The following is a 17,969-nucleotide window of genomic DNA, read 5'->3' on the forward strand; positions in this document are numbered from 1 at the left end:
GAGATCTGCATGCATACCTCGCACCCTTTTGTCTTCGCGGCGGCCAAGCGTCCGCTTCTTGCTGCATTCACGGCGCTTATCGCCACAGCACTTGCTGGTTGCATGGTCGGTCCTCGCTATGTCGCGCCCTCCCTGCCAGTACACGCTCACTACGTGGGACAACAACAGCTTGCGCGGCGTACAGCGCCGCTGCCCGCGCCGTCCCTGGATGCGTGGTGGAAGGGCTTCGACGATCCTGAACTTACGCGCATCGTGACGCGCGTTGTTGCACAGAATCTAGATCTTGCCGCAGCGATGGCGCGCGTAGATCAGGCACGTGCTGTCGCGCGTGAGGCCGGCGCCGCATGGTTGCCGCAAGGCAGCCTGGACGCGCAAGCCATGCAAGAACGGCAGTCGACCGAGGGCGCCCTGGGTGAACTTGGCAGCACCTTCCCGGGCTATCGTCGAGAGCAGCGATTGGAGACGCTGGGCGCGGGAGCAAGTTGGGAGCTTGATCTTGCCGGCGGTTTGCATCGCGGCGCCGAAGCGGCGCGTGCAGAGGCACAAGCGGCACAGGATGCCGGCGACGGAGTGCGTGTATCGCTGGCTGCTGAGGCCGCGGATGCGTATTTCCGCGTGCGAGGCGCACAGGCTCGCCTGGCTTTGGCAAATCAGCAGGTGGCGACCGAAAATCAATTGCTGGCCCTAGTTCGTTTACGCCTAGCCGGCGGCCTCGCCACGGCGCGCGAGCAGGCGCAAGCCGAGGCACTTGTCCTGCAGGCACGCGCAACCTTGCCTCCGCTGCAGATTGAACTGGCCACGCAGCTCAATCGGCTCGATGTGCTTATGGGAGTTGCGCCTGGTACCTATCGGGATGAGGTGCTTCACAGCCCGCAGCACTTCATCGTGCCATCGATCGACACCGATGGCGGTCCGAGCATGTTGTTGCGCCGTCGTCCGGATGTGATGGCCGCGGAACGACGATTGGCGGCGTCCAATGCACGCATCGGCGAGGCGTTGGCTGAGTATTACCCGAAAGTGTCATTAGGCGGGTTGCTTGGATTCGAAAGTTTGCACAGCAATGAGTTGTTTTCCGCCGCTGCCTTTCAGCCGCAAGCGGTGCTCGGATTGCATTGGCGCCTGTTTGACTTCGGACGCGTCGACGCGGAAGTGGCGCAAGCCAAGGGAGCCAATGCCGAAGCCTTGGCTACATATCGTCAATCGATGCTGCGCGCGACCGAGGACGTCGAGAACGCGATGGTGACCTTGGCGGAGCTGGAACACGAACACGAGGTGCTGGTGAAGGAAGTCGCAGCGCATCAGCAGGCTCGCGCGGCTGCCGAGGATGCTTACAAGGGCGGTGCCGTCAGCTTGATCGAAGTGTTGGACGAAGATCGTCTGCTGCTTGCTTCGCGTGATCAACTGGCAAGCGTGCATGTCGATGACGCACGTGCGGCAGTGGCCACGTTCCGCGCGCTCGGCGGAGGTTGGACGCCCGTGGCCGATACCCGCAGCGCCATCGCACTGGCATCCAAATCAAGTCTGACAAGCTCGGCGACTCTTTCACCATAAGTTTTTTTAGGAGTTTTTCATGTCATGTGAAATCGTGCTGTGTCATCCCGTGCGCACGGCCATCGGTGGTTTCAATGGTGCCTTGCGTGAGGTGTCAGCCACGGCCTTGGGCGCGACCGTGATTCGCGCAGTGATGGAGCGCTCCGGTCTTGCCTCGGACGCCATCGGCGGAGTCGTCATGGGGCAGGTGGTCCAGGCCGGTAGCGGGATGAATCCCGCGCGGCAAGCGGCTATCGGCGGCGGCCTCGACGTATCCGTGCCGGCGTTGACGGTGAACCGCGTCTGCGGTTCTGGTGCGCAGGCTATTGTTTCGGCAGCGCAGGACATCCTGGCGGGGCAGGCGCAGGTGATGCTGGCAGGCGGGATGGAGAACATGGATCGTGCGCCCTACCTGGTGAGCAATGGTCGCTGGGGATATCGAATGGGGCATGCGCAGCTGTACGACAGCATGCTGCTGGATGGTCTGCATGATGCTTTTTCGCAAAAGCATTCGGGCTGGCATACCGAAGATTTAATTGCTCGTTGGGAAGTGGATCGCGACACGCAGGATCGTTGGGCGCTCCGTTCGCAACAGCGCTTTGCGGCAGCGCGTGATGCGGGCCGTTTCGAGGCGGAGATCGTGCCGGTCGACGTGCCTTCGCGGAAAGGAAGCGAGATTTTCAATCGCGACGAGGCCCCGCGCCCGGATACCACCCTCGAAGGCTTGGCGAAGTTGCGCCCGGCTTTCCGGGAGAATGGCACGCTTACCGCAGGCAACGCCCCCGGCTTGAACAGCGGGGCATCAGCGATGTTGGTTGCCGACCGCGGTTTTGCCGACACGCATGGGTTGGCCCCGATGGCGAGGCTCGCCGGGTTTGCGGTGACTGCTGTCGAACCGGGTTTGTTTGGCATTGCGCCGGTTTCTGCCGTGCAGCAGGCGGTGCAGCGCGCAGGTTGGAACATGGACGATGTCGAGCGGATCGAGATCAACGAAGCCTATGCCGTCATCGCCATTGTGGTGGCCAAGGAACTGGGGCTGGCCGATGGCCGGGTCAACGTGGAGGGAGGCGCGGTGGCCCATGGGCATCCTATCGGCGCTACGGGCGCCATCCTGACCACCCGCCTTCTGCATGCGATGCAACGCGAAGGGTTGCGTCGTGGTGTGGTCACGTTGTGCATCGGTGGTGGACAAGGCATCGCGCTGGCCCTGGAAGCACTCTAGGCAGCAACCTGCTCTTGTTTCGGCGCAGGCGTTTTCCTGACGTGTACACGATTAGCGATGCGGGAGCTGCGCGACGGTTGCCTGCGCCCGCGGCCGGGTAGCGGCGACCCCGCGAGGAGATGCGGGCACGGTCTCGCGATGTGCCTGTTCCTCTTTAAACGCGGGCCGCTGTGCCGAGCGTATAGTTCCCTTGGTCATCAGATCATTACATCCGGCTTGCTACCCTTCGGGGTGGCGTCCTGAAGCAAAAGGACTATGCTGATCGGCCAGCCGCTTGATCGGTCGGCCGTGCACAGCAGGACAAGCGTTTCCGGCCCCGTGGACTCACGGCTGCACGGCCAACGGATGGATGTCGGCGATGGCGATGCAGGCACGTGCAGACGCGCTTGCGAGATGTTTGGCGTTAGCTGCGAGCGTAGACCGATGGCTGTGTGGCCTTGATCGAATACTCGCCTCATTCACGAAGGAGTATTGCAATGGAACAACCGACCCGCACGCTACATGGGCTCGGCCAGAGTCTGTGGTTGGACAACATCACTCGCGGCATGCTGGGCGACGGCACCTTGCTCGGTTATCGTGAGGAGAAGGCGGTCACAGGGCTGACTTCCAACCCGACGATCTTCGCCCAGGCCATCAAAGGCGGTAAAGACTACGATGCATCGATCCGCGCAGCCGGGCATGCGGAACCGGAAACGGTATTCTTCGGGCTCGCTATCGATGACTTGCGGCGCGCCGCGGCCATTTTCGAGCCGGTTTACCAACGCACGCACGGCGTGGACGGTTGGGTCTCGCTGGAGGTGTCCCCGCTGTTGGCTGACGATACGCAGCAGACCATCGAGCAGGCGGTAGCGCTGCACAAGCAGGCCGCCGTGCATAATCTTTTTATCAAGGTGCCGGGTACGCCAGCGGGTATTCCTGCCATCGAAGAATTGATTTTCCGCGGGGTGCCGATCAATGTCACCTTGCTGTTCTCTCCAGAGCAATACCAGGCGGCCGCCGATGCGTGGCTGCGTGGCCTTGAGCGTCGCCATGCAGCAGGCCTGGACCTGGATATTGCTTCCGTCGCTTCGGTATTCATCAGCCGCTGGGATGTCAAAGTCGCCAGCAAGGTGCCGGTCGAACTGCATAACAAGCTCGGTTTCGCCGTGTGCGCCCAGATCTATGCCAAGTACCGCGCCCTGCTGAACTCTCCGCGCCTGCAGCGCCTGGAAAACGCTGGCGCGCGCGTGCAGCGTTTGCTGTGGGCTAGCACCGGCACCAAAGATCCCAGCGCCAGCGATGTGATGTACATCGAGAACCTGATTGCACCGTTGACCGTCAACACGATGCCGGAAAAGACCCTGCTCGCGTTCGCCGACCACGGCAAGGCCGAGCGGTTGATGACGTTGGATGATTCCAGTGTGGCAAGCACGCTGGCTCGCTTCGCAGCGGAAGGCATTGAAGTGGAGCCCTTGGCGAAAGTGTTGCAGCAGGAGGGTGCTGATGCGTTTGTGAAATCCTGGCGTGAATTGATCGATACCGTCAGCGAGCGTTTGGGGGCGACTGCATGAGCGCGTTGCGCGAGAAAGCAGCATGGCGCGCGCTGGAAGCCCATCAACGAGAACTGGCGAATCTACATCTACGCGATATGTTCGCGGCCGATCCCGGTAGGGCAGACCGTTATCGCGCCGATGCGGCTGGATGGCGCCTCGATTACGCCAGGCATCGCATTAACGATCAAACGCTGGAGCAGCTGTTCGCCCTGGCGCGCGAATGCGGGCTGGAAGCGCGACGCGATGCGATGTTTGCAGGCGAAAAGGTCAACACCACCGAACAACGCGCGGCCCTGCACGTGGCGTTGCGCACACCCACGCGCAAAGTCATCAAGGTCGATGGCGTCAACGTGGTGCCTGAAGTACACGCTGTACTTAAACGCATGGGCGCCTTTGCCAGCGCGATTCGCGACGGAAGCTGGCTCGGGTATAGCGGCAGGCCGATCCGCAATATCGTCAATATCGGCATTGGCGGTTCCGACCTGGGTCCGGTGATGGCCTACGAGGCGCTGCGTCACTTCAGCGACCGCAAGTTGCAGATACGTTTTGTTTCCAACGTGGATTACACCGATTTCGCCGAGGCAGTGCACGATTTGCGTGCGGACGAAACGCTCTTCATCGTCGCCTCCAAGACATTTACGACCCTGGAGACCATGACCAACGCGCATAGTGCGCGCGATTGGCTGATGGCGGCTGCGGGCGGTGACAAGAGCGCGGTTGCCAAACACTTCGTGGCGCTGTCCACCAATGAGAAGGCAGTGGAAGAATTCGGCATTTCCACCCAGCAGATGTACGGCTTCTGGGATTGGGTGGGCGGCCGTTATTCCATGGATTCGGCCATTGGCCTGTCGACCATGATCGCGATCGGTCCCGATGCATTTGCCGATATGCTCGCCGGGTTTCACGCCATGGATGAGCACTTCCGCACGGCACCGCTGGAACGCAATCTGCCTGTGATCATGGGTCTGCTGGGCGTCTGGTACACCGATTTTTTCGGTGCGGAAACTCAAGCGGTGCTGCCGTATGAGCAGTATCTGAAGCGCTTTCCTGCGTATTTGCAGCAGCTCACGATGGAGTCGAACGGCAAACACGTCACCATCGATGGCGCATCTGTCGACTACAATACCGGCCCGATCTATTGGGGCGAACCGGGGACGAACGGGCAGCATTCGTTTTATCAGCTGATTCATCAGGGTACGCGGCTGATCCCCTGCGATTTCATTGGTTTCGGTCAATCACTGAACCCGTACGGGCGGCATCACGATCTGCTGTTGGCCAATATGATTGCCCAGGCCGAAGCGTTGGCCTTCGGCAAGACCTTGCAACAGGTACTGAGCGAAGGCATCGACGAGCAACTTGCACCGCATCGCGTGTTCGAGGGCAATCGCCCTTCGAGTCTGTTGTTGGCCGAGCGTCTTACGCCAACCGCACTCGGCAGTTTGATCGCGTTGTACGAGCACAGTGTTTTCGCCCAGGCAGCGATCTGGGACATCAATCCGTTCGATCAGTGGGGCGTGGAGCTTGGCAAACAGCTCGCGTTGCGTGTGGTGGATGAGATCGAATCGCCACGCAAGGCACTCCATCACGATAGTGCCACCAATGCGACGATTGCCTGGTATCGCAAGGCGCGGCGCAAGTCGGAAGAGGGGGTGGCCCTGCCGACAGCGGAGACACAGCATAAGGTGTTGGTGATCGATATCGGCGGTAGCCATGTCAAAGCGAGGGTTAGCGGAAACCAGCGCGAGGCGGAAATCAAATCCAGCCGCAAACTGACACCCGCAGAGATGATCAAGCAGCTGCGTCCTGCCATGCGCAGCTGGAAATATGATGCGGTGAGCATCGGTTACCCCGGGCCGGTGGTGCATGACTGCATCGCACGCGAACCCTACAACCTTGGCAAAGGATGGGTCGGGTTCGATTTCGCCAAAGCCTTCGGTTGTCCGGTGAAAGTCGTCAACGATGCAGCGATGCAGGCACTCGGCAGCTACGAGGGTGGTCGCATGCTGTTTCTCGGGCTTGGCACGGGATTGGGCTCGGCGTTTATCGTCGACGGCATCGTGGAACCGATGGAGTTGGCGCATCTCCCTTATAAGAAGGGCACATTTGAAGACTACGTGGGAGCGCGTGGCCTCAAGCGACTGGGCAAGAAGAAATGGCATGCACACGTCTTCGACGTGATTGATCAGTTGCAAACAGCACTTCAGCCCGATTACGTCGTGCTGGGTGGCGGCAATGTGCATCACCTCAGCGAGTTGCCGGCAAGTGTGCGGCGTGGTGATAACCACAACGCGTTCACCGGCGGATTCCGTTTATGGGAGAACAAGGCATGAGTGCGGACGAAGCACCTAAGGGAGCACTGCAACTCGGTTTTATCGGGCTGGGGCGCATGGGATTGAACATGGTTCGTCGCATGCTGGAGGCGGGGATTGAATGTGTGGTGTTCGATACACATGTCGAAGCGCGCCGCGAGGCCATCGGTCATGGCGCTACCGCCGCCGAATCGATCCAGGATCTTGTGGCTAAGCTCCATGGGCCGCGTTCGGTGTGGCTGATGCTGCCTACGGCGGTCGTGGATGTGGTGTTGGATCAACTGGTGCCCTTGCTTCACGCCGGCGATACCGTGATCGATGGCGGCAATTCGCATTACGTGGAAGATCTGCGCCGTGCCGAAGCGCTGGCCAAACATCAGATCATGTATGTCGACGTCGGCGTCAGCGGCGGTGTGTGGGGCCGCGAACGTGGTTATTGCCAGATGATCGGTGGCCCCGAGCTTGCGTATAAGCGGCTGGAGCCTGCGTTCGCTGCGCTCGCGCCAGGTCTGGATGCAGCTCCGCGCAGTGCCCATCGCAGCGGCGATCCTTCGCCAGCTGAGAAGGGCTATCTGTACTGCGGTCCGAATGGCGCCGGCCATTTCGTAAAAATGGTGCACAACGGTATCGAGTACGGCCTGATGGCTGCGTATGCCGAGGGTCTCAACGTGCTGAAGAGTGCCAACGCTGGCAAGCAGAAGCGCAATGCGGATGCGGAGACGGCACCATTGGAGCGGCCTGAGTTGTATCAGTACGACTTTCCGATGGGCGACGTCGTGGAGCTTTGGCGCCGCGGCAGTGTGATTGGCTCCTGGCTGCTTGACCTCACCGCCGAAGAAATGGCGCGCGATGCGAGTCTGCAGGAGTACACCGGTCGCGTTTCTGATTCCGGCGAGGGACGCTGGACGGCTCAGGCAGCAATTGATGAAGGTGTGCCGGTGCCCGTGCTTACCGCTGCCTTGTTCGGTCGCTTTACGTCGCAGGGCAACGATCTTTATGCCAATAAGGTGATGTCCGCGATGCGGCATGCATTTGGAGGTCACGCTGAAATCAAGCCCGGCCACAAGGATTGAGCCATGCCCGTTAACACGCTTGTGATCCTTGGTGCGAGCGGTGATCTCACCAAGCGTCTGTTGATGCCGGCGCTCTATCGCCTGTTTGTGCTTGGGTTGACGAGAGACCTTCGCATCGTGGGTTATGCGAAAGAGCCGTGGAGTCGGGAGCATTTCGAGCGGCACATCCAAAAAGCGCTGCAAGCATTCGCCACGGATTACAGTCCGACGCAGTGGAACCGCTTCCGTCGCCAGCTCGATTACGTCGGTGGTGAGTTGCAGGCAGATCAGCTGTTCGCGTTGAAGGACAAGATCACGCCTGCCACGCTGTTCTATCTCGCCTTGCCGCCGCCGCTCTTCGGCGTGGCGGCAACCGCGTTGGGTCAGGCGGGATTTGCCAAGAGTCCGCGCAACGGTTGGCGTCGTCTGGTCGTAGAGAAACCGTTCGGGACGGATTTGGCGTCGGCGCAATCCTTGCGCGAGGAAATGCATGCGCACTGGGAAGAGGAACAGATTCTTCGCATCGATCATTTCCTTGGTAAGGAAACGACACAGAATCTGATGGTGTTTCGTTTCGCCAATCGTTTCATCGAGCCGATCTGGAACGCGCAGCACATCGCCCAGGTGCAGATCACTTACGCCGAAACCCTGGGTGTCGAAAAGCGTGCAGCGTATTACGACAAAGCCGGTGCCTTGCGCGACATGCTGCAGAACCATCTCATGCAGCTGTTCAGCCTTACCGCCATGGCGCCGCTGGCGGAGTGGGATCCGGAAGTGCTGCGCAACCATAAGGTCGAAGTGCTGCGATCGGTGATACCGATCACGGCGGCAACCGTGGATGCACATGCGGTGCGAGGCCAGTATCGCGCCGGCCAACTGGGCCGCAAGAAACTCATTGGCTATCGCAGCGAGCCGGGCATTCCTCGCACCTCATGCACGGAAACGTTTGCCGCGTTGCGTTTTGAAGTGGACAGCTGGCGCTGGCGTGGTGTGCCGTTTTATTTGCGCAGCGGCAAGCGGCTGGCCAGTAATTATTCGGAGATTGCGGTGCAGTTTCGGGAAGTCCCCGGAGCCTTGCCCAAAGCCGTACATGCGGGCAACAACTGGATGATCTTCCGGATCCGGCCGACAGAACAAATGGATCTGCTCGTCACGGCCAAGCGCCCTGGACTTGATCTGGCCGGTCGCCCGGTGGTGCTGACGGCGCCTTATGCCAGCCCGGATCACCAGGAATTTTCCGCTTATGAGCAGCTGCTGACGGATGCCATCGGTGGCGATCGCACGCATTTCCTGCGTTTTGATGAAGTGGAATGGGCGTGGCGTTTGCTTACACCGGTATTGGAAGCCTGGCAGAGCGGTACGCCGGATTTTTATGCCGCCGGTTCCGAAGGGCCGGTAACTCAGAAACGGCTGCTGGATCCAGGGCATGCCTGGCGTTCCATCGCGCATAACGGCGAGGCGTGATGAGCCTTCAGCCTTTGTTGGAGACGCGCTCCATTTCTGACAGAGGCAAAGCACGGGCCTGGGTTTTAGGCCTCTATCAGACGGGGGCTAGGGCTTCGCGAAAGTCGGCGTAACCAGCGGGCCAGTTAGAATAACGGTATGCATATCTTCAAAATTTTCCAGATCGAAGCCGCACATCGGCTGCCGAACGTACCACCGGGGCACAAGTGTGCCCGGCTGCACGGCCATTCGTTTCGCATCGAAATCCATGTGCAGGGCGAACCCGACCCCGCGCTGGGCTGGGTGATGGATTTTGCTGACGTGAAGGCAGCTTTTGCGCCGCTCTATGAGCAGCTTGATCACCATTACCTCAACGAGATCGAAGGGCTGGAGAATCCCACTAGTGAAACGCTGGCGCGTTGGATCTGGCGGCGTTTGCAGCCGGCGTTGCCGGGGCTGGATAAGGTGGTGGTGCATGAGACGTGCACGTCAGGCGCAAGCTGCACTAGAGATAGTTTTTGACGCGGCGCAAAATTATTCGTTTTGTCACTAAAGTGCCGTGTTTGTTGAACATTTAGTGACAGCATGCTTTTTTAACAAAAAAGATATTGCACTGCACAAAATCACCTGCTAGGCTTTGTTCCACTCTCCCATTTCCCCGTCGAGGGACAAAGCCATGACCCAGCAACTGAACTCCCAGATTTTTGCCTACGCCAAGCAGCTGTCTGACAACGCGTTCAAGGCGCATGCCTTGACCATCAAGAGCCTGGAACAGGTTGCTGAGCTGCAGCTCGCCGCGCTGGAAAAGCAGGCTCAGGCTACGGCGGATTTCATTGCCCAGGCCGTCGAAGTGCGTGACGTCGAGGCCCTGCGTGGTCTCTGGGAAAAAGGCGCTTCCATCAGCCGTGAACAGGCCGAGCAGGCCGTGACGGTAACCAAGGAAGTGATCGCCGTGGCCCAGAAGACGGCCGAATCCTTGAATACGCTCGTGCAGGAACAGCAGAAAGCTGCCAACGAAGCCGTGTCTGCCCCGGTTGCCGCTATTAAGAAGGCCGCGGCCGTCAAGTAATTACCCGCTTCGCGTATCGCGACTCCCCTTGCGATATGCCCTTAGGCCGGACCCTGTGTCCGGCCTTTTTCTGGCCGCCTTTCCTATGAGGCGGGGTGTCGCATTGCGCCCGGCTTGCTGGGCCAAAAGTCACACTGATATACTTTTTTAGATTGGATCGTGACCCGTGGCGTGTATATGCCTGGTGCGAAACCGCGGGAACCTCACGTGCTCAACAGTCTTGCCTCCGGTCGACGACTTGCCCTGCGATTGCTGTTATGGCAGCTATTCGCGGCGGTCATTGTGGGCCTCGTTTTTGCGACGCGGGGGCGTCGCGAGGCGATTGCGGCGATGGCTGGGGCACTGATCGCGGCGGCCGGTACGGCGTTGCTGTCGGTGAGAGTTTTCGGGCAGGTGACCGGGGTCGGTATGGCGCTGTGGCGCCTGCTGACGGGTATGGTCCTGAAATGGATGGTGATCATCGGGGGGATGATCGCGATCATGTTTCAATACAAGTTGCCGCCGCTGGCCGCCATCACGGGGCTGGTGGCTGCGTACGCGGTTAATCTGCTGGCATTCAGATTCAAAGGTTGAGAAATGGCGAGCGAGCCGGGCGGTTTTACCGAATACATCCAGCACCACCTGACCTTCTTGAAGCCGCCGCACGTCAGTCCGGACGGGTTCTGGGCGGTGCACATCGATTCCGTCACCGTGTCGCTGGTGCTTGGCATCCTGTTCTGCTTGTGGTTCTGGCTCAAGGCCCGCAAGGCCACGTCGGGCGTGCCGAGCAAAGGGCAGGCTTTCGTCGAGCTCGTGCTGGAGTTCGTCGACGGTCAGGTCAAAGACGTTTTCCATGGCGACCGCCGCTTTCTGGGGCCGCTGGCGTTGACCGTGTTCGTCTGGGTGTTCCTGATGAACGCCATGGACCTTCTGCCGGTGGATCTGCTTCCGCTGATCACGGAGAAGTTTGGCCTGGGTCATTTCCGCGCCGTGCCGACGGCGGATCTCAACATGACCTTCGCGATGTCCATTACCGTGCTGGTGTTGATGATCTTCTATAGCTTCAAGGCCAAAGGCTTTGGCGGTTTCATGCACGAACTGTTCACCGCGCCGTTCGGCAAGCATCCCTTGCTGTGGATCCCCAACTTCCTGTTGAACCTGGTGGAGTTGCTCTCCAAGCCGGTGAGCTTGGCGATGCGACTGTTCGGCAACATGTATGCCGGCGAGCTGGTATTCATCCTCATCGCAGGCCTGTTTAGCGCCGGTGGCTGGATGCTTTATGGATTGGGCCTGATCGGTTACACCGTGTGGGGCATCTTCCATATCCTGATCATCTCGATCCAGGCTTTCATCTTCATGGTGCTGACCGTCGTGTACATCTCGATGGCACACGATCACCACTAATTTCACTCTTAACAGTACAACTGCTTTTCAATTCTCTAGGAGATCAACGTGGAACTCATCGCTCATCTTGCTCAAGTCCAGAGCCTCACCGCCATCGCCATCGGCCTGATCATTGGCCTGGGTGCGCTGGGTGCCTGTATCGGCATCGGCATCATGGGCTCGAAGTTCCTCGAAGCCGCTGCTCGCCAGCCGGAACTGGTGCCGCTGCTGCAGGGTCGTATGTTCCTGCTGGCCGGCCTGATCGACGCGGCGTTCCTGATCGGCGTGGCACTGGCCATGTACTTCGCCGTCGGCAACCCGCTGGTGACCATCGTCCAGAACGCCGCGAAGGCTGCTGCCGGTCACTAAGTTCGCGCCGGTATCGGTTCGATTCAATCCGGTGCGGGCGTGTTAAGCGTCCGCACCCTGTTTAATCCGCATGCACAGGTAATGCAGCGATGGAATTCAACGCGACCCTGATTGGCGAAATGATTTCGTTCGCAATCTTGATCTGGATCTGCGCCCAGTTCATTTGGCCACATATCAACAAGGCCATCGAAGAACGCCAACTGAAAATCGCCGAGGGCCTCAATGCCGCCGAGCGTGCGCATGCCGAGCTGAAGGAAGCCGATAACAAGGCGGCGGCGGAGATCAAGCAGGCGCGTCAGCAGGCCACTGAGATCATTGACCGTGCCCAACAGCAGGCCAATCAAATCCTGGATAAGGCACGTGCCGACGCGGTAGCCGAAATCAACCGGCAGAAGGCGGTCGCCCAGGACGAGATTGCTTCCATGGCTCAGCGCGCGCGCGAAGAGCTGCGTGAACAGGTGGGAGCATTGGCCGTGCAAGGCGCCTCCAAGATCGTGCAGCGTGAGATTGACCCGGCAGCGCACAAGGCGCTGCTTGACCAACTTGCGGCCGAGATCTGAACGTGGCAGCCCAGTCCATCACTCTTGCTCGTCCTTACGCCCGCGCTGCTTTCGAGCTGGCGCGAGCGAGCGGCGTTCTGGCTGCGTGGTCGCAGGCGCTGGCTTTCGCCGCTGAAGTGGCCAAAGACCCTCGTGTGGCCGCACTCAGCACGGATCCGCGCGTGCAGCCTCAGCAACTGGTGGCACTTCATTTGCCTGATGGCATGGCCGCAGACACGGCATTCGGCAAATTCCTGATGGAATTGGCCGAACAGCACCGCCTGCCGTTGCTACCGGAAGTAGGTGCTTTGTATGAGGCCTATAAACGTGAATCCGAGTCGCAGCTGTTGGTGAAGGTCACCAGCGCGATGCCGCTCGATGATGCGCAGGCCGGGCAATTGAAAGCATCGCTCAAGCGCCGCTTCAAGCGCGAGATCGAACTGGAAACCCAAGTCGACCCTTCGTTGCTGGGTGGCGTGGTCATCGATACCGGTAGCGAGGTGATCGATGGTTCCGCTCGCGGTCGTCTGCAGCGCTTGGCCAATGTGCTCACGCACTAACCGATTAGTTTTACGCGAAGTCCTTTTCGCGAAGAGCAGAAAGTGGCCGTCGATGGCCGGACTCTTAAGAAAAGCGTCTCGTTTTTAAATTTCAGGATAACGACCATGTCCAGCACCACCCTGAACCCGTCCGAGATCAGCGAACTGATCAAGAACCGCATCGAGGAGTTCAAGCTCGGCGCGGAAGCCCGCAATGAGGGCACGATCATTAGCGTGTCCGACGGTATCGTGCGCATCCACGGCCTGGCCGATGTGATGCAGGGCGAAATGATCGAATTGCCGGGCAATGCCTTTGCGCTGGCATTGAACCTCGAGCGCGACTCTGTCGGCGCCGTGGTGCTGGGTGAATACCAGCATCTGCGCGAGGGCGACGTTGCCAAGACGACTGGCCGCATTCTGGAAGTGCCGGTGGGTCCGGAGCTGCTGGGGCGCGTCGTCGATGCGCTGGGCAACCCGATTGACGGCAAGGGCCCGCTCAACGCCAAACTGAGTTCGCCCATCGAGAAGGTGGCGCCGGGCGTGGTGTGGCGTAAGTCGGTCGACCAGCCGGTGCAGACGGGCTACAAGTCGGTCGACTCGATGATTCCGATCGGCCGTGGTCAGCGTGAGCTGATCATTGGCGACCGTCAGACGGGCAAGACTGCGCTGGCCATCGACGCGATCATCAATCAGCGCGATTCCGGCATCAAGTGTATCTACGTCGCCATCGGCCAGAAGCGCTCGTCGATCGCCAACGTGGTGCGCAAGCTGGAAGAGAACGGCGCGCTGGCCAATACCATCGTCGTAGTCGCCTCCGCTTCCGAATCGGCGGCGCTGCAGTACATCGCACCGTATTCGGGCTGCTCCATGGGCGAGTACTTCCGCGATCGTGGTGAAGATGCGCTGATCATTTACGACGATTTGTCCAAGCAGGCCGTGGCTTACCGCCAGATCTCGCTGCTGTTGAAGCGTCCGCCGGGTCGTGAAGCTTATCCGGGTGATGTGTTCTATTTGCACTCGCGTCTGCTGGAGCGCGCCGCGCGCGTTTCCGAAGAATACGTCGAGAAATTCACCCACGGTGAAGTGAAGGGCAAGACCGGTTCGCTTACCGCCTTGCCGATCATTGAAACGCAGGCCGGCGACGTATCCGCATTCGTGCCGACCAATGTGATTTCGATTACCGATGGCCAGATCTTCCTGGAAACCGATCTGTTCAATGCCGGTATCCGTCCGGCCGTGAACGCCGGTATCTCGGTGTCGCGTGTGGGTGGTTCTGCGCAGACCAAGATCGTGAAGAAGTTGTCCGGTGGCGTGAAGCTGGCTCTCGCGCAATATCGCGAGCTGGCGGCGTTCGCGCAGTTTGCCTCGGATCTCGATCCGGCTACCCGCGCACAGCTCGATCGTGGTCAGCGCGTCACCGAGCTGATGAAGCAGAAGCAGTACGCACCGCTGTCCATCGCCGAACTGGCTCTGTCGGTGTACGCCGCAGAAAAGGGCTATCTCGACGATCTGCCGGTGAACAAAGTGCTGCCGTTCGAAAAGGCAATGCATGCCTTCTTCCATCAGAACTACGGCGAGCTGATGAAGAAGATCGTGGCTACCGGCGATTGGAACAATGACATCGAGGCCAGCTTCAAGGGTGGCCTGGATGAGTTCAAGAAGACGGGTAGCTGGTAAGAAAACAGGGGAGGGAAGCGGCCAGGCGCCCATGCGCTCTTTGTCAGCTTCTTCCTCCCGCAAACACGTGCAACGAGCGAGATCCCATGGCAGGCGGACGCGAAATCAAATCCAAGATCAAGAGCACGCAGAACATGCGTAAGGTGACGCGTGCGCTCGAAATGGTCTCGGCTTCCAAGATCCGCAAGGCGCAGGATCTGATGAAGGCCTCGCGTCCTTATGCGCGCACCATGCGCAAGGTGATCGCGCATGTGGCCCAGGCCAGCACTGAGTTCAACCATCCTTTCTTGGTCGAACGCCAGGATGTTGCTCGCGTGGGCTATGTGGTGGTGACCACGGATCGCGGTTTGTGCGGTGGCCTCAATTCCAACCTCTTCCGCCGCCTGCTGCCCGCGATTCGCGAATGGCAGGACAAAGGCGTACAGGTCGATGTCGTAGCCATTGGCCAGAAGGCGGTGCAATTCTTTCGCCGTATCCATGGCATCAACCTGACCGGCAGTACTACTCATCTGGGTGAGCGCCCGAAGGTGGAGCAGCTGATCGGTGTCATCAAGGTGGTGCTGGACGCCTACACGGAAGGCAAGCTTGATCGCGTGTTCCTTGCCTACAACGACTTCGTCAACACGATGACGCAAAAGCCGACGATCGATGCGTTGCTGCCACTGCCTCTGGTCGCGGCCGAGGTGGAGGCAGGCACGGGCGAAAAAGCAGCCGGCGCGCCGGACTATGCGGTGGCGGGCCTCAAGCTCGAACAAGCGCACGATTGGGATTACATCTACGAACCGGATGCGCAGGCGGTGCTGGAGCATGTGCTTGGTCGCTATATCGAATCGACGGTATACCAGGCAGTGCTTGAGAATCTCGCCAGTGAACATGCGGCGCGCATGGTGGCGATGAAGTCGGCGTCGGACAACGCAACCAAGGTGATCGGCGAACTGACGCTCAGCTACAACAAAGCGCGCCAGGCTGCGATTACGCAGGAAATTTCTGAAATCGTAGGTGGCGCGGCGGCGGTATGAGTGCGGTCATGCATGATCGCGAAGATCAAAAACCTGCCACCCATGGCAGCAGGTTTGTTAGTGCGATCATCCGTGATCGCGAAAGTCAAAAAGCTGCCATCCGTGGCAGCAGGTTTGTTAGTGCGATCGTCCGTGATTGCAAAAATCAAAAAGCTGCCATCCATGGCAGCACTCTTAAATTAAATAAGTGCGACGCATTAGCGGCGCCATGACGAATCTTTAAAGATCCATCCGGAGCATATCCATGAGCCAGGGCAAAGTTGTACAGATCATCGGCGCGGTTATCGACGTCGAGTTCGCTCGCGATCAGGTGCCGCAGGTGTATGACGCACTGAAGATCGACGGCACCGACATTACGTTGGAAGTCCAGCAGGTGTTGGGCGATGGCGTCGTGCGTACGATCGCCCTCGGTTCCACCGATGGTTTGAAGCGCGGCCTCGTCGCGCGCAACACCGGCGAAGGCATCAAGGTGCCGGTCGGCAAGGCCACGCTCGGCCGCATCATGGATGTGCTTGGCAATCCAATCGACGAAGTCGGCCCGATCGAAGCAAACGACCACTGGGTCATCCACCGTGAAGCTCCGTCCTACGACGATCAGGCACTGGCTAACGAGCTGCTGGAAACCGGCATCAAGGTGATCGATCTGGTGTGCCCGTTCGCCAAGGGCGGCAAGGTCGGCCTCTTCGGTGGCGCGGGCGTGGGCAAGACCGTGAACATGCTGGAGCTGATCAATAACATCGCGACCCAGCACTCCGGCCTGTCGGTGTTCGCCGGTGTGGGCGAGCGTACCCGCGAAGGCAACGATTTCTATCACGAGATGCAGGATGCCGGCGTCGTCAAGCTCGACAACCTGCCGGAATCGAAAGTGGCGATGGTGTATGGCCAGATGAACGAGCCGCCGGGCAACCGTCTGCGCGTGGCATTGACCGGCCTGACCATGGCCGAATACTTCCGCGACGAAAAGGACGAACACGGCAAGGGTCGTGACGTATTGTTCTTCGTCGACAACATCTACCGCTACACCCTGGCCGGTACCGAGGTATCCGCGCTGCTCGGCCGTATGCCGTCTGCGGTGGGCTACCAGCCGACGCTGGCCGAGGAAATGGGCGTGCTGCAGGAGCGCATTACGTCCACCAAGACCGGTTCGATTACCTCGATCCAGGCCGTGTATGTGCCCGCAGACGACTTGACCGACCCGTCGCCGGCTACCACTTTCGCGCACTTGGATTCGACCGTGACGCTGAGCCGCCAGATCGCCTCGCTCGGCATCTATCCGGCGGTGGATCCGCTGGATTCGACCAGCCGCCAGCTCGACCCGCAGGTCGTCGGCCAGGAGCACTACGACGTGGCCCGTCGCGTGCAGGGCATGCTGCAGCGCTATAAGGAACTGAAGGACATCATCGCGATTCTCGGCATGGATGAGTTGTCCGAGGAAGATAAGCAAGTGGTGTACCGCGCGCGTAAATGCGAGCGCTTCTTCTCACAACCGTTCCACGTGGCTGAAGTGTTCACCGGTGCACCCGGCAAGTACGTGACGCTGAAAGAAACCATCCGCGGCTTCAAGATGATCGTGGACGGCGAAGTGGACCATGTTCCCGAGCAGGCTTTCTACATGGTCGGCACCATTGACGAAGCCATCAAGAAAGCCGAGGAGATGGGCGCCAAGAAGGCTGCCTGATCCGAGCACGCCTCAAAACCTGTCTTGCGCAAGTAAGCAGGTTTCGCGGAAGCCGATGAATTTTTCCGTCCCGATTGAACGGACGAAGCGAGAGAGCTATGAGCACCATTCGTTGCGACATCGTCAGCGCTGAAGCCGAGATCTTTCACGGCGATGCGGTGATGGTGGTCGCCACTGGCGAGCTGGGCGAGCTGGGTATTACTCCCCGTCACGCACCGCTGATCACACGCCTCAAGCCTGGCCACATCGATGTGGTGCTGGAAGGTGGCGAACGCCAACAGTTCTATGTGTCAGGTGGCATCCTTGAGGTGCAACCACAGGTAGTGACCGTGCTGGCGGATACGGCCGCACGCGCCGCTGATCTCGACGAAGCGGCGGCCAAGCGTGCCAAGCAGGAAGCCGAAGAGGCCCTGGCTAATCGCAAAGATGCGGTTGAAGTGGCCGAAGCGCAGGCCAAGCTTGCTCAGGCGCTTGCTCAGTTGCAGGCATTGGAGCGGCTGCGCAAAAACCTCAAGCATTAAGCGCCGTCATCGCATGGTGACATGACGCCGGCTTCATGCCGGCGTTTTTATTCCTGCATACCGTCGCCAGATGGTTGCCCTGGGCATCTTCCGGCAAGCAGGTATGCT

General features: G+C 59.7%; 18 protein-coding genes and 1 pseudogene. All 19 read left to right on the top strand.

The features are described 5' to 3' along the window. Window positions 1–9 precede the first annotated feature (9 nt). The 19 genes and pseudogenes from AC4HNJ_RS08430 (at window position 10) to AC4HNJ_RS08520 (ending at window position 17,861) form a co-directional block, all read left to right on the top strand. Window positions 10–1,551 carry an efflux transporter outer membrane subunit gene (locus AC4HNJ_RS08430; RefSeq protein ID WP_490479105.1) on the top strand — a complete coding sequence of 514 codons (1,542 nt, stop codon included), beginning with the start codon at window positions 10–12 and terminating at the stop codon, window positions 1,549–1,551. Between the two features lie 19 nt (window positions 1,552–1,570). Further along, window positions 1,571–2,752, top strand: coding sequence for a thiolase family protein (locus AC4HNJ_RS08435; protein ID WP_490479106.1), 1,182 nt, complete (start codon window positions 1,571–1,573; stop codon window positions 2,750–2,752). Between the two features lie 476 nt (window positions 2,753–3,228). Then, window positions 3,229–4,302, top strand: coding sequence for a transaldolase (tal, locus tag AC4HNJ_RS08440; RefSeq protein ID WP_490479107.1), 1,074 nt, complete (start codon window positions 3,229–3,231; stop codon window positions 4,300–4,302). After that, window positions 4,299–5,915 (top strand): annotated as a pseudogene (pgi, locus tag AC4HNJ_RS08445) (glucose-6-phosphate isomerase); the annotation flags it as partial. The gene tal and the pseudogene pgi, both read left to right, overlap by 4 nt. Before the next feature lie 57 nt (window positions 5,916–5,972). Beyond that, window positions 5,973–6,614: an ROK family protein gene (locus tag AC4HNJ_RS08450; protein ID WP_490479202.1), complete on the top strand. Its 642-nt coding sequence runs from the start codon at window positions 5,973–5,975 to the stop codon at window positions 6,612–6,614. Between the two features lie 26 nt (window positions 6,615–6,640). Next, window positions 6,641–7,666: a phosphogluconate dehydrogenase (NAD(+)-dependent, decarboxylating) gene (gnd, locus tag AC4HNJ_RS08455; RefSeq protein ID WP_490479203.1), complete on the top strand. Its 1,026-nt coding sequence runs from the start codon at window positions 6,641–6,643 to the stop codon at window positions 7,664–7,666. Window positions 7,667–7,669: 3 nt separating this feature from the next. Beyond that, entirely contained in the window at window positions 7,670–9,109 is a 1,440-nt protein-coding gene (gene zwf / locus AC4HNJ_RS08460) for a glucose-6-phosphate dehydrogenase (RefSeq protein ID WP_490479108.1), read from the top strand. Window positions 9,110–9,247: 138 nt separating this feature from the next. Next, window positions 9,248–9,610: a 6-carboxytetrahydropterin synthase QueD gene (gene queD, locus AC4HNJ_RS08465; RefSeq protein ID WP_490479109.1), complete on the top strand. Its 363-nt coding sequence runs from the start codon at window positions 9,248–9,250 to the stop codon at window positions 9,608–9,610. Window positions 9,611–9,764: 154 nt separating this feature from the next. Beyond that, the gene (locus tag AC4HNJ_RS08470) at window positions 9,765–10,157 is read left to right on the top strand and encodes a phasin family protein (protein WP_490479110.1); all 393 of its coding nucleotides are present in this window, start codon (window positions 9,765–9,767) and stop codon (window positions 10,155–10,157) included. Between the two features lie 207 nt (window positions 10,158–10,364). After that, complete coding sequence (locus AC4HNJ_RS08475) at window positions 10,365–10,730, top strand: hypothetical protein (protein WP_490479111.1); 366 nt, start codon at window positions 10,365–10,367, stop codon at window positions 10,728–10,730. A gap of 3 nt (window positions 10,731–10,733) precedes the next feature. Beyond that, complete coding sequence (gene atpB, locus AC4HNJ_RS08480; protein WP_490479112.1) at window positions 10,734–11,540, top strand: F0F1 ATP synthase subunit A; 807 nt, start codon at window positions 10,734–10,736, stop codon at window positions 11,538–11,540. 48 nt (window positions 11,541–11,588) lie between these two features. Continuing rightward, the gene (gene atpE, locus AC4HNJ_RS08485) at window positions 11,589–11,888 is read left to right on the top strand and encodes a F0F1 ATP synthase subunit C (protein WP_490479113.1); all 300 of its coding nucleotides are present in this window, start codon (window positions 11,589–11,591) and stop codon (window positions 11,886–11,888) included. 89 nt (window positions 11,889–11,977) lie between these two features. Then, window positions 11,978–12,448 carry a F0F1 ATP synthase subunit B gene (locus AC4HNJ_RS08490; RefSeq protein WP_490479114.1) on the top strand — a complete coding sequence of 157 codons (471 nt, stop codon included), beginning with the start codon at window positions 11,978–11,980 and terminating at the stop codon, window positions 12,446–12,448. A gap of 2 nt (window positions 12,449–12,450) precedes the next feature. Further along, complete coding sequence (locus tag AC4HNJ_RS08495; protein ID WP_490479115.1) at window positions 12,451–12,987, top strand: F0F1 ATP synthase subunit delta; 537 nt, start codon at window positions 12,451–12,453, stop codon at window positions 12,985–12,987. Window positions 12,988–13,092: 105 nt separating this feature from the next. Then, complete coding sequence (atpA, locus tag AC4HNJ_RS08500; protein ID WP_490479116.1) at window positions 13,093–14,643, top strand: F0F1 ATP synthase subunit alpha; 1,551 nt, start codon at window positions 13,093–13,095, stop codon at window positions 14,641–14,643. An 86-nt stretch (window positions 14,644–14,729) separates the two neighbouring features. Then, window positions 14,730–15,662 carry a F0F1 ATP synthase subunit gamma gene (gene atpG, locus AC4HNJ_RS08505; RefSeq protein ID WP_490479117.1) on the top strand — a complete coding sequence of 311 codons (933 nt, stop codon included), beginning with the start codon at window positions 14,730–14,732 and terminating at the stop codon, window positions 15,660–15,662. 8 nt (window positions 15,663–15,670) lie between these two features. Beyond that, window positions 15,671–15,874 (top strand): hypothetical protein, encoded by a 204-nt coding sequence (locus AC4HNJ_RS08510; protein WP_490479118.1) that lies wholly within the window; start codon window positions 15,671–15,673, stop codon window positions 15,872–15,874. A gap of 32 nt (window positions 15,875–15,906) precedes the next feature. After that, window positions 15,907–17,340 (top strand): F0F1 ATP synthase subunit beta, encoded by a 1,434-nt coding sequence (gene atpD / locus AC4HNJ_RS08515; protein WP_490479119.1) that lies wholly within the window; start codon window positions 15,907–15,909, stop codon window positions 17,338–17,340. Window positions 17,341–17,438: 98 nt separating this feature from the next. Then, a complete protein-coding gene (locus AC4HNJ_RS08520) occupies window positions 17,439–17,861 on the top strand; it encodes a F0F1 ATP synthase subunit epsilon (RefSeq protein ID WP_490479120.1) in 423 nt (140 codons plus the stop codon). Window positions 17,862–17,969: the final 108 nt, after the last annotated feature.

This window comes from Dyella sp. SYSU CM1112, assembly GCF_058216415.1.

What these genes read in the sequence shown, in the direction of transcription:
- AC4HNJ_RS08430 (WP_490479105.1), top strand. Translation starts at nt 10, where the DNA reads ATGCATACCTCGCACCCTTTTGTCTTCGCGGCGGCCAAGCGTCCGCTT.
- AC4HNJ_RS08435 (WP_490479106.1), top strand. Translation starts at nt 1,571, where the DNA reads ATGTCATGTGAAATCGTGCTGTGTCATCCCGTGCGCACGGCCATCGGT.
- tal (WP_490479107.1), top strand. Translation starts at nt 3,229, where the DNA reads ATGGAACAACCGACCCGCACGCTACATGGGCTCGGCCAGAGTCTGTGG.
- zwf (WP_490479108.1), top strand. Translation starts at nt 7,670, where the DNA reads ATGCCCGTTAACACGCTTGTGATCCTTGGTGCGAGCGGTGATCTCACC.
- queD (WP_490479109.1), top strand. Translation starts at nt 9,248, where the DNA reads ATGCATATCTTCAAAATTTTCCAGATCGAAGCCGCACATCGGCTGCCG.
- AC4HNJ_RS08470 (WP_490479110.1), top strand. Translation starts at nt 9,765, where the DNA reads ATGACCCAGCAACTGAACTCCCAGATTTTTGCCTACGCCAAGCAGCTG.
- atpB (WP_490479112.1), top strand. Translation starts at nt 10,734, where the DNA reads ATGGCGAGCGAGCCGGGCGGTTTTACCGAATACATCCAGCACCACCTG.
- AC4HNJ_RS08490 (WP_490479114.1), top strand. Translation starts at nt 11,978, where the DNA reads ATGGAATTCAACGCGACCCTGATTGGCGAAATGATTTCGTTCGCAATC.
- atpA (WP_490479116.1), top strand. Translation starts at nt 13,093, where the DNA reads ATGTCCAGCACCACCCTGAACCCGTCCGAGATCAGCGAACTGATCAAG.
- atpG (WP_490479117.1), top strand. Translation starts at nt 14,730, where the DNA reads ATGGCAGGCGGACGCGAAATCAAATCCAAGATCAAGAGCACGCAGAAC.
- AC4HNJ_RS08510 (WP_490479118.1), top strand. Translation starts at nt 15,671, where the DNA reads ATGCATGATCGCGAAGATCAAAAACCTGCCACCCATGGCAGCAGGTTT.
- atpD (WP_490479119.1), top strand. Translation starts at nt 15,907, where the DNA reads ATGAGCCAGGGCAAAGTTGTACAGATCATCGGCGCGGTTATCGACGTC.
- AC4HNJ_RS08520 (WP_490479120.1), top strand. Translation starts at nt 17,439, where the DNA reads ATGAGCACCATTCGTTGCGACATCGTCAGCGCTGAAGCCGAGATCTTT.